This is a genomic window from Xylanibacter ruminicola 23, from assembly GCF_000025925.1.
GTDB classification, from domain to species: domain Bacteria; phylum Bacteroidota; class Bacteroidia; order Bacteroidales; family Bacteroidaceae; genus Prevotella; species Prevotella ruminicola.
In genome coordinates this window covers 384,122-395,972 of sequence record NC_014033.1, presented here as the reverse complement: position 1 = coordinate 395,972, position 11,851 = coordinate 384,122, and the positions used below count along the sequence as shown (strand labels likewise).

Below are 11,851 nucleotides of genomic sequence, written 5' to 3'. Positions count from 1 at the left end.
AGATATGGAAATTCTAACACACCTCCTGAGATTTTTTGATTATACCTGCAGGAATCTCAACAGAATATTCCACATAGTCCATGTCAAGACTAGCATTCATATGATTATAGAAGAAGGATGCAGCCTCATCATCCGACAGTTCGTTGACGTAGTCATCGAGCCACTCATAGAAGGCATCATACTTTTCTTCTTCAACATCATCAGAATCGCAGTCTGTCTCATCAGATTCAAAACTAAAACCAAGTTCCTGCTCGCAATAGTTCATCAGTTCCTCGGTATCATACTCAAAGTACCCGTTGTGATAACCCTCCCATAGCCAGTGGAGCTCTTCAGCTTTGTAGGCCATATTACGATAAGCATCGTCGAGTTTCTCGTAAAGATCAGGATGAGTTGTAGCGATGCCAAGCTCATCGACATCGGTGGTTCCCTTCTCTTTGATAAGCTGGACGAGGATGTTCACTTCCTCGTCAGAGAGTTCTACTGCACTCTCACCGTTTACTGTTACTGCACCGTGATGGGACATTCCGAGGCACTGCTCGCTTTCAATACTGTATAAAGCCATAATTATTACGTTTTTAATGAAACATTCTATAGTATTAGTACACGAAAAGGGAAATATCTAACAAGGAAAGTATTCAAATATTCATTTATTCACATGTACAGGAAGAGGTTCGTGGTATGTGTATGTAACCCTGACGGCTGTGTATGCTTGGTCGTCGGATTTTTGAACCAGCCATTCGACCAGTATGCCTTTCTTCCTTAGGGGGAACAGATCTCCTGTTGCCAGACGCCACACGTCAGCAGCGAAATAGGTAAAAAGGAAAATAAACAAATACAGCTTTGTATATTTCCACACACCGCCCCAGACTTGTTTATTGTATCTCATACGCAACAGTATTATTGTTTCTGAGGATTAAGTATAGTATGTTGGATGGAAATCAGAAAAACAATTCATACGTATGAATATATTCAAGTATTCATTTATTCACATAAACAGGAAGGGATATTTTATCGGAGGCACCACTTATAGCCTGTTTTGTTTAACTCATTAAACAAAAACAAGGAAATATTTGTAAGTTCATTAAACAAATAGTGTTTTTGCCCCTACTTTTGGATAAAAATGGCGATTTTTTGCCCCTACTTTTGGATTTTTGTGTAATTTTGTTTAATTCATTAAATAAAAATGGCGAATTATTTGTAAATTCATTAAACAATTCGTATATTTGCTCCCAGATTTATAAAACGAACGAACAATGGACAAGCAGATTTTGAAGCAGATCCTTAGGGACAATCAACAGGAGGTGGAGCGATATGTAGTAGAACCTCGAGACCTTAAGCTCGACGACTTTCCCTGTCGAGTACTGGTTGGTGTGCGCAGAGCTGGCAAATCATATATGCTATATCATGTCATCCAGCAATTACTTGCCCAAGGACATAAGTGGGACGAAATGCTATATCTCAGTTTTGAGGATGAGCGCCTTGAAAACTTCGATACCGACGACTTCAACCGTCTGTTGGAATGTCATCAGGAGATGTATGGCAAACGCCCCATGCTTTTTCTCGACGAGATTCAAAACATTGATTGTTGGCACAAATTTGCACGAAGAATGGCCGACAGCCAATATACCATCTTTATCACTGGTTCAAACGCAAAGATGCTTTCGGGTGAGATAAACACCACCCTTGGTGGGCGTTTTCTAATAGCCGAAGTCTATCCCTACAGTTTCAAGGAGTTCTTGGCTGTACATCAGGTGCCTACTGCCGAATTAGACATTCTCTCTACCGAAGGACGCGCTAAAATTATACGTTGTTTCGATGACTATCTTCACGATGGCGGATTGCCCGCAGCTGCACTGCTACCAGCCAAGCGCAACTATCTGAGCAGTGTATATCAAAAGATATACATGGGTGACATCATCGCCCGTAACAAGATTACCAACGTTTCTGGTATCCGTGTATTGGTAAGGAAAATGGCAGAGAGCGTATGCCGTCCAATCTCCTATAACCGCATAAACAACCTGCTTTCAAGTGTTGGCGGTAAGCTCAGCCTTGCCACTACTATCAAATATGTAGAATACTGCGAAGATGCCTGGTTGTTACTACGACTGCGTAACTACTCATCAGCATTAGCAGATAAGGAAAGTAACTGCAAATACTATTTCATCGACACCGGCATACTCGGTTTGTTCCTTATCGACAAAGACGCCATGCAGCTCGAGAATCTTGTAGCCCTCCAATTGTTCCGCATTTATGGCCACGATCCAGAAAACGAGCGTGTGTTCTTTTATAACGATAGCTTTGAAGTTGACTTTTATGTTCCTGAAGCCGAGCTGGCTATCCAAGTAAGTTACTCCCTGCACGATGAAGACACCCGAAAACGCGAGACGGAAGCTCTCCAGAAGCTCCCTCGCCGTCTGACATGCAACCGTCGTATTATACTTACCTACGATGAAGAAGAAACCATCACCGATCAGCACGGTACCATCGAGGTCATACCTGTTTGGAAGTGGTTATTGAAATAGATGGATGCAGGCGCGATTAGCGGCCTGCATCCATTTTCTTGGTACAAACTGTGTGGATAATTTAGCGCAGTTTGTAAGTTCATTAAACAAATAGTGTTTTTGCCCCTACTTTTGGATAAAAATGGCGATTTTTTGCCCCTACTTTTGGATTTTTCACTTCTCCGTTTCGGTTACGAAACAGGCCATGAGGCCGTTGGTGATGGTGGGACGAATTGTTATTCTACTAATTCAAAATGTTGATAGTCCTTACACGTGGTCCAGTCGCCACCCCACTCGAAACCAGCCTCAATGAAGAGCTTGAAGCAGAGATCGTCGTGGTCTATCTTGTAGGGGAAGTCCCAGTCGCGATTGCAATAGGCCTCTGCCGTGGCGGGCTGGACAAACAATGTGCCATCCTGGCGCACCTTATAATAGGGGTTGTAGAGCGTATTGATGTCGATGGCCAAACCGCGGGCATGCTTCGACAGATTGGCAGAGCCAGCGATACTTCGATAACAGAAACACGACGAGTTGTTGTCGCGCATCTGTGTCTCGTCGTCGGCATCATACACATCGGGCAACAGCATGCGCTGGATGGGATATTTGGCATCGAACAGCTTTCGCAGGATACCAGCCACGCAGTCGGCTATCTGCTTGTTGCACACCATCTCGCCCACGTGCATACGGTTGTCGTAGTCCCAATGCAGAGCGCGTACATGGCGCAGGTCGTCGCGTCCGATATAGGGGTTCTCCTTGTAGGTTTTGCCCTGCATGCGCTCCCAAACGTCGTCGGGTATCGGTTCTGCAGCAAAACACTTGTCGATACCACCGTAGGCTTCTATAGCCTCAGCACTTACGATCTTACCGGCCTGCCACTTTGTGAGCGGTGTTACATTGGGTGTGGTACGATTATCACTATTGCCACACGACACCAACGCACCCATACCGCATAATGTAAGGATGGCAGCCATCAGCCAATTAAAAACCTTTCTCATAATATTTATATTTTTTGCAAATATAAGGTATAATCCCTTACATTCAGCCGTTCAAAATGCCAAATTTTGCAAAATTATTTAAAAAACCGTAAAATACAAATCACCACACCATTTTAACTTGGAGGTGTGGATTCTTTTGCTTATATTTGTTATCAAAACCAAAAACGCCCAAATAGGGGCTCTAATTGATTGACGATTTTGACTGACCAGAGATTAGGCACGGAACCCATCCGCAGGCTGTTCGTATCGATGACGGTGCCAGTGGTGTTACAGCAACTATTGATGTTGCTGAATAATGTTGTGGACCGTATCTGGATAGCCCATATACCCGACGTGGGGCAGTTGGCTTTCACGGCATCGGGGGTTTGCGTACCTATTGTATATATGATTATTGCGCTAGCCGAACTGACGGGTACGGGCATCTCATCGCGTGTAGGTTTGATATTGGGCCAGGGCCATCACCATCAGGCCGAACGCACACTTGGCAGCATGATGGCGTTCAGTATTTTGTTAGCCATACTCACCTTGCTTTTAGTAGAAGTATTCTGCCCCGAACTTATACGTATTTTTGGCGGTAGTCCACAGACAGCTGCCATGGCCGAGTGCTATCTGCGCATTTCCACCCCCGGCAATGCGGCATGCATCATATCAAGCATGCTGGCACCGTTTCTGCTCGTTCAGGGATACTCCAACGAAGCACTCTTTGTAATCGGGTCTGGTATCGTGATTAACATGATACTCGACCCCATCTTTATATTCCTGTTTGGTTGGGGTATAGCCGGAGCAGCATGGGCTACCACTGTGGCTGAGGTAACTTCTGCCGTCGTCGCTATTGTGATGCTTGCACGTGTGGGCAATCTGCGGATCCGGATGAAGCTTCTGAGTCTGGACTGGCGGCATATAGTGCCTTGCCTGGCTTTGGGAACAGCACCCATGGCGATGATGCTGGCCGAAACAGCGCAGATGGGCGTTTACAACCAGACACTCTACCATCTGGCTGGCGATTGGGGCGTTGGCACGATGGCACTCGTCATCATGCTTCACGACTTCCTTTTCTTTCCTGTCCGTGGCATGGCTTATGGTTCCCAACCAATAACGAGTTATAATCTGGGGGCTGGAAAATGGCAGCGGGTATGGGACAATGTCAAGTTGTTGCTCGCATTTACATTAGTATGGTCCATGATGGTGTGCCTGTTGATGATGATCCTGACAGAGCCGGTGGTACGATTGGTTGTTGGCGATGGTCCTATGGTGGACTACGCCGTACCGATGGTTCGCCTCTCGTTCGTGGTGTTCTTCGTGGCTACAGTGCAGTTTGCCAGCCAGTGTACGCTGCAGGCCATGAACCGGCCCGTACTCACTTTCTGGATAGGCATCTCACGTACATTGCTTCTGCTTGTACCTTTTGTTTGGCTCCTGCCTCGCCTACTGACAGATCATGCCGATATGGGTGTATTCCTGGCACAGCCTGCGACTGATGTCGTGGTTGGAACTGTAACAGTGATCATCCTATTCAAATTGCTTCAGAATTACAAGAACATTCAAAATAATAAAGTATGAAAAGATTTTCACGATACACTTTATGGAGCTTTCTGATGCTTTTGTGCATACAGACATTGGTGACCGGCTGCGGGGAAACAGCATCCAGCCCCGCCAACACATATAAGACGTTGCGTGTAGAGAAACAGAACTACACGTTAGAGCGCCGGTTTGTGGCAAAGATAGAGGGCAAAGAGAATGTGGATGTGTGTGCTCTTATTGGAGGGACATTGAAGAAGGTTTGCGTGAAGGAAGGTAGTCGCGTGAAGAAAGGGCAGCCGCTCTTCATCATCGACCAAGCTCCCTACATCGCTGCTGCCAATGCCGCAAAAGCCAAGGTGAGGACAGCCCGTGCTGCACTCTCCACGGCGCAACTGAACTTAGATGGTAAAGAGAAGCTCTATGCACAGCAGATGGTGGGTGAGAATGACCTACTCCGGGCGCGTTATGCCAAAGAAGATGCTGCGGCCCAACTCGAGGCTGCCCAGGCGGAACTGGCATCTGCGCGTTCCAACCTGAATTACACTACCATCTACAGCCCTGTTGACGGAACCATTAGTATTCTGAATTTCCTCGAAGATAATGTCGTGTTCCCTACCAGCAGTCTGCCTATTGCCACCGTAGCGGCCAACAAGCATATCTATGCTTATGTCACGTTGTCAGAGGAATTGCTCGTGAACTTGTTCGATGAGTACGGCTGCAGTACTTCCGACGAACTGCTGAAAAAGTTGCCTCCTGTCTCGCTCTATACTACCTGGGGTGAAGAACTTCCGCAGAAAGGGCACTTCGATGCCGTTAGCGGTGAAGCAGACATCTCGACAGGATCCGTCCTTATCCGGGCGTCGTTTGACAACCCTTCGGAGATGTTCCGCAACGGTAGTAATGGATATGTAGTGCTGCCAACCACAAAGCATGGGGTCTTTGTTATACCGCAGGATGCCACCATCCACATTCAGGACAAATGTTTTGTTTATCGTATCGTCGATGGCAGAGCCGTCTCTACAGAGGTGAAGGGCATTTCTGCCAACGATGAGGACTATGTGGTGAGCAGTGGGCTGAATGACGGCGATGTCATCATTGCCGAGAAAGCCGGAATGGTGACTGAGGGAATGGCTGTTGCCCAGGAAACAGGAAAGAAAGAACTTTAAATACAATCTGTTATGCATCATAGATTATACCATGTTATATCTGTAGTTGCCGTGCTGACTCTGTCGATACTCTGCAGCAACTGTGGTGAAGAGGCCACACCCACGGTGAAGGATTGTTACCGCCTGTTGCGTGTGCAGCGGCAAGACATCACCCTGACTCGCAACTTTATTGTGAAGATGGAATCTTTACATAGTATATATGTTCGCCCACTTGTCAGTGGACGACTTGTTAAGATTTTAGTAAAGGAAGGTGCTCATGTAAAGAAGGGGCAGCCGCTATTCGTTATCGACCAAAGCCCTTATATTGCTGCTGTTGATGCCGCCAAAGCTCAGGTGTCCACTGCTCGCGTTGCACTCTCCTCTGCCCAGTTGAACTTAGATGGCAAGGAGAAGCTATATGCACAAAAAATGGTGGGGGAGTCCGACCTGCTTCGTGCCCGTCATGCTAAGGAAGAAGCCTATTCACAGTTGGAAGCGGCACTGGCTGAATTAGAATCTGCGCGTACCCAATTGGACTACACTACGATCTGTAGTCCTGTCGATGGCACCATAGGTATGATTGAATACCGTGTGGGTGATCTTGTTGAAACCGACGGCGAAAACCACATGGTAATCGTTTCAGACAACAACAATCTCCATGCATATGGTGCCCTCTCTGAGGAGACACTCTCTGAACTTCTTAAGGACTTCAACTGTAACTCTGCCGACGAGCTTCTTGAAAAGCTGCCACCTGTCACGTTTTATAGCAATTGGGGCTATAAGTTAGAGGAAAAGGGACATATTGATGTCATCAGTGGAACCATTGATCTGAACAATGGTGCCACTTATATACGTGCTTCCTTCCATAATCCCACGGAGAGATTGCGTAATGGCAGTAACGGCTATATCGAATTACCCTACATCCAGCACCATGTCGTTGTCATTCCACAGGAAGCGGTCGTTGATATCCACAATAAATATCTCGTCTATAAAGTGGTCGATGGGAAGGCAGTGGAAACGGAGGTGACAATTTTGCCTTATAATGACGGACAAAACTTTGTTGTGACGGCCGGTCTTGAGCAAGGCGATTCTATCATTGCCGAGGGAGCCGGATTTGTAACCGACGGAATAGAGGTAACAGAAAAGAAAGTCAAGAAAGGAGGAAAACAATCATGATTAGTCGTTTCTTTATCAATCGTCCTATCTTTGCCTGCGCCCTTTCAGTGCTTGTCCTTTTGGCGGGCATTGTAGGATATATCAATCTGCCTGTTGAGCAGTTCCCGAATGTGGCACCACCCGTGGTCACTATCAATACGGAGTACACTGGAGCCAGCGCCGAGGCTGTGATGAAAAGTGTGGTTACGCCTATTGAGGAGGCTGTCAATGGTGTGGAGGGCATGGAGTATATTACTTCATCGTCAACCAGTAGTGGCATAGCTACCGTCAGTGTTACCTTCCGACCTGGCACCGACCCCGACCTGGCACAGATCCGTGTCAAGAACCGTGTAGAGGAGGCTAAAGGCTATCTGCCCGCCGAGGTGCTGAACATTGGTGTGCAGGTGGAGAAGGAAGAACAGGGCATGCTGCGCATCATCGCCCTGGAGTGTCCCGACAATCGCTATGACAATGCCTTCATCACCAACTATTTCAATATCAACGTGCAGCCACGCCTGCAACGCATCGCCGGTGTTGGCAATATTCAGTTGATGGGCAATGTTTATAGCATGCGTATATGGATGGACCCGAAGATGATGGCATTGTACCAACTGAATCCAGAAGACATTATCAAAGCCCTGGAAGGTCAAAACGTGGAAGCTGCCATCGGTACGTTGGGTGAGGATTCAAAGGGTACCTACCAGTACACATTGGTATATAGGGGGCGCTTGGAAAATCCACAAGATTTTGAGGATATTGTCTTAAAGACCGATGGCTTTAACGACCTGCACCTGAAAGATGTGGCTCGCGTAGAATTGGGTACGGTAACCTATGCCTGCGATAGTTGGGTGAACTCTCACAATGGTACCATTGCCATCATCACCCCAGCTACCGGGGCCAACGCCCAACAGGTGAACCATGAAATAGACCGGCTCATGACCGAGTTGGAGCCGAAATTGCCGGCAGGGTTGGAGTTCAAGGTGCTCTTAGACACCAACGACTTCCTCGATGCCTCGATGAATGCGGTTTACAAGACACTGTTTGAGGCCTTGCTGCTCGTCATTCTCGTGGTACTGCTGTTCCTGCAAAACTGGCGCGCCACCATCATTCCGTCCATAAGCATCATCGTCTCGCTTGTGGGCACCTTTGCCTTTATGTATATGGTGGGTTTCACACTCAACCTCATTACCCTCTTTGCTTTGGTACTGGTCATCGGTACGGTGGTAGACGATGCCATCGTGGTGGTGGAGGCGGTGCAGGAGAAACTGGAAGATCCGGCTGCAACAGCCAAGAATGCCACTATCCAGGCGATGCATAACATCTCGACTGCCATTATCACCACCACCATTGTCTTCATGTGTGTGTTTATTCCCGCCGCATTTATGGGTGGACTCAGCGGAGCCTATTACCGACAGTTCGGACTGACGATGGCTGTGGCTGTAGCCATATCTACATTCTGTGCATTGACGCTCTGTCCTGCTCTGTGTGCGCTGTTGATGAAGCCACGGTCCCCAGAGGGTGGGGAGGCTCAATCGTGGTCAGTACGCTTCCGCCGTGCCTACAACAAGGCTTTCGACGCGCTGTTAGGAAAATACAGTCGGGCTATGGGCTGGTTCATCCGTCGCCGCTGGCTCGTAGGTGTGCTGACTGCTGTTAGCATCGTCCTGTTGGCCTGGATGCTCTATAGCACCCCTACTGGTCTGGTACCCGACGAGGACACAGGCATTGTTTTTGTCGACATTACCACACCATCGGGTTCTACATTGGCACAAACACAAAAGACGGTGAAGGAGATGTCGGAAATCATTGAGAACGACCCCGATGTGCGGGCCACAGGTTCGGTAGCCGGCTGGAATATCCTTGGCGGAGAGGGCCCCAACACCGGCCTGGTGATGGGACGTCTGAAGCACTGGGACGACCGTCAGGACGATGGCCACGACATCTTCAGCATCTACGACCGTATAGAGGCAGCCACCCATCAGGTGAAGAGTGGTTCGATGTTTGTATTCCTGCTCCCTACCGTCTTTGGCTATAGCTATAGCAACAGTGTGGAACTGTATGTTGAAGACTACGGCGGCGGTTCCATTACCAAACTCAAGGAAGTGTCTGACAGCTTTATGAAGGCACTGGAAGCACGACCTGAGATAGAAGAGGTTTACTCCCCTTACGAGGTGAATTATCCGCAATATACCGTCACGGTGAATGCCTCGCTGTGTAAGCGCTATGGCATCGAGCCTGCCAGCGTGCTCAGTGTGCTCAACGGCTATATCGGCGGTAACTATGCCTCACAGTTCAACAGTTTCGGAAAGCTTTATCACGTCATGCTGCAGTCAGATCCCAAATTGCGCATGAACAAAGACGCCCTGAACAACATCTTGGTTGTCACGGAGAAGGGTGCCTACACGCCAATCACTGAACTCATCACGCTGAAGAAGACCTATGGCCTTCAGTCGATTAATCGCTTCAACCTATTCCAGGGCATCAGCGTAGAACTGACGCCTGCCGAGGGCTACACCTCGGGCGATGTGATTGATGTGGTGAGCGAGGTGTCGGCTGCCACCCTGCCACAGGGCTATGGCTATGAGTACACTGGTACGGCTCGCGAGGAAGCCGCTTCCTCATCATCCACAGCCTGGGTGTTTGCCATCAGCCTGTTGCTCGTTTTCATTGTGCTCTGTTGCCTATACGAGAGTCTGCTCATTCCTATGGCCGTCATGTTCAGCGTGCCTTTCGGACTGGTTGGCAGCTTCCTGCTCATCAATCTCGCGGAGCTGGAGAACAATATCTATATGCAGGTGGGTATCATCATGCTTATCGGCCTGCTGGCCAAGACTGCCATCCTGATTACAGAATATGCCTGCGAACGTCGCCGTGAGGGGATGACCATCGTTGCAGCAGCACTCGATGCCGCCAAAGCACGATTGCGCCCCATCCTGATGACCGCCCTCACACTCATCGTAGGTCTGATGCCAATGATCTTTGAGCGGGGCGCCGGTGCCATGGGTAACGTTACGCTGGGCTTATGTGTGGTAGGCGGTATGCTGGTAGGTACGCTGGCCCTGCTGCTCTTTGTGCCTGTGTTCTTCATTCTCTTCCAAACGATGGAAGAAAGGCTACGACCGCGTCAGGCCATGACAACCTTAGCTGTGCTTACCGCCATCTGTATGCTGTCGGGCTGTAAAACCTACTCATCTTATCACTCTGACTCTACAGCCAATGATGTACTGAAAGCGCAACTCAATGCAGCGGGTGTTTCTACTGCCGACAGCGTGGCAGGCAATTTGCCAGCAGACTGGCGCGAGGCCTTTACCGAGCCCCGCTTGGTTGCACTCATCGACGAAGCATTGTTGCACAACAGCGACCTTCAGCAGGGCCACTTGCAAGTACAGGCTGCCAAAGCCTTGCTCCGTGGTGCAAAAGGCGAACTGTTTCCCGCCATAGGGCTGACGGCCGAGAAGAGCAATTCGCGATTTAAAAACAGCGATTTTACTGCTACATCCTCTGGCTATAACGTAGGTTTAGAGGCCAGTTGGGAGATTGATGCATTCGGACGAGTGCGCAATGCCAAGCGAGGTGCTGCTGCCACTGTAGAACAGCAGATGGCCTACGAGCAGGCTGTTCGCACCGAACTTATTGCTACTGTGGCTGCGGCCTACTACCAACTGGAGATGTACGATGCACAGATAGCCGATACCCGCTCCATCATCCAGAGTTGGGAGGAGGGTATCGCCACCCAAAAAGTGCTACTGGCTGTAGGCGAGGCTACCAGCGACGATGTCGACCAGTCGGAGGCTGCCAAGCTCGAAGCTGAGACCACCCTCGAGGAACTCTGCATGCAACTACGTCAGGCCGAGAATGCCCTGTGTACCGTGCTGGGGCGTCCCTGTCAGCATATCGACCGCGACTCGCTGGGCTCATCGTGCATCGCCATCAGCAGTATGCCGTCGATCAGCATCCGTGCCCTGGCCCGGCGTCCCGACGTTCGTCAGGCCGAGGCTGAGCTGAAGGCTGCATTCTATGCCACCAACGAGGCACGCGCAGCGCTCTATCCATCGCTGTCGCTCTCTGGTAGCATCGGGTGGACGAATGATGTTGGAGAGATTGTCAGTCCTGCAGGTGTGCTGATGAGCGCCTTAGGCTCGCTTACACAACCTATCTTCCAAGGAGGCCGACTGCGTGCCGAGGTGCAGCGTGCCAAAGCTGAACAGGAGGCGGCAAAAGTAGCCTTCCGTCAGACGGTGTTAGAGGCTGGTCAGGAAGTGAACGACATCCTGGCTACAGAGCAGTACGCACGCCGGGCCATCAGCCTGGGCGAGCAACAAGTTGAGAAGCTGCAGCGCATTGCCGATGCCTCGAAGGTTCGTATGCAGTACGATGAAGACGTGAACTACCTGCAGGTGCTGCTGGCCCGCCAGTCGTTGCTCGAAGCCCGTCTGCAACTACTGGCCCACCGCTATGAAATGATAGCTGCACACATTCAGCTATATAAAGCACTGGGAGGTGGTATGGACAGCAAAATGAAGTGAAACAACAA

Annotated in this window: 7 protein-coding genes; 5 read left to right on the top strand and 2 right to left on the bottom strand. The window is 49.3% G+C overall.

Features of this window, described 5'->3' with window-relative positions; all coding sequences use genetic code 11:
- Positions 1-13: 13 nt before the first annotated feature.
- On the bottom strand, positions 14-523 hold the full coding sequence (locus PRU_RS01625) for a hypothetical protein (protein ID WP_013063121.1): 510 nt from the start codon (positions 521-523) through the stop codon (positions 14-16).
- A 730-nt stretch (positions 524-1,253) separates the two neighbouring features.
- On the opposite strand from PRU_RS01625, the gene PRU_RS01615 reads away from it, so the two are divergent.
- Positions 1,254-2,522, top strand: a complete 1,269-nt coding sequence (locus PRU_RS01615; RefSeq protein WP_033151414.1) for an ATP-binding protein — start codon at positions 1,254-1,256, stop codon at positions 2,520-2,522.
- 215 nt (positions 2,523-2,737) lie between these two features.
- On the opposite strand, the gene PRU_RS01610 is transcribed toward PRU_RS01615, so the two are convergent.
- Positions 2,738-3,496 (bottom strand): M15 family metallopeptidase, encoded by a 759-nt coding sequence (locus PRU_RS01610; RefSeq protein WP_224083009.1) that lies wholly within the window; start codon positions 3,494-3,496, stop codon positions 2,738-2,740.
- Between the two features lie 198 nt (positions 3,497-3,694).
- Between PRU_RS01610 and PRU_RS01605 the strand changes: the two genes are divergently transcribed.
- The 4 genes from PRU_RS01605 (at position 3,695) to PRU_RS01590 (ending at position 11,843) form a co-directional block, all read left to right on the top strand.
- Entirely contained in the window at positions 3,695-5,056 is a 1,362-nt protein-coding gene (locus PRU_RS01605; protein WP_013064728.1) for an MATE family efflux transporter, read from the top strand.
- Positions 5,053-6,183, top strand: a complete 1,131-nt coding sequence (locus tag PRU_RS01600) for an efflux RND transporter periplasmic adaptor subunit (protein WP_013065461.1) — start codon at positions 5,053-5,055, stop codon at positions 6,181-6,183. Before PRU_RS01605 ends, PRU_RS01600 begins: the two co-directional genes overlap by 4 nt.
- 105 nt (positions 6,184-6,288) lie before the next feature.
- The gene (locus tag PRU_RS01595) at positions 6,289-7,338 is read left to right on the top strand and encodes an efflux RND transporter periplasmic adaptor subunit (RefSeq protein WP_049769053.1); all 1,050 of its coding nucleotides are present in this window, start codon (positions 6,289-6,291) and stop codon (positions 7,336-7,338) included.
- Entirely contained in the window at positions 7,335-11,843 is a 4,509-nt protein-coding gene (locus tag PRU_RS01590; RefSeq protein WP_013063761.1) for an efflux RND transporter permease subunit, read from the top strand. Before PRU_RS01595 ends, PRU_RS01590 begins: the two co-directional genes overlap by 4 nt.
- The last annotated feature ends 8 nt before the right edge of the window (positions 11,844-11,851 follow it).

Coding starts and splice junctions, on each gene's coding strand:
- PRU_RS01625 (WP_013063121.1), bottom strand. CDS start 523: ATGTCCCATCACGGTGCAGTAACAGTAAACGGTGAGAGTGCAGTAGAA.
- PRU_RS01615 (WP_033151414.1), top strand. CDS start 1,254: ATGGACAAGCAGATTTTGAAGCAGATCCTTAGGGACAATCAACAGGAG.
- PRU_RS01610 (WP_224083009.1), bottom strand. CDS start 3,496: ATGAGAAAGGTTTTTAATTGGCTGATGGCTGCCATCCTTACATTATGC.
- PRU_RS01600 (WP_013065461.1), top strand. CDS start 5,053: ATGAAAAGATTTTCACGATACACTTTATGGAGCTTTCTGATGCTTTTG.
- PRU_RS01590 (WP_013063761.1), top strand. CDS start 7,335: ATGATTAGTCGTTTCTTTATCAATCGTCCTATCTTTGCCTGCGCCCTT.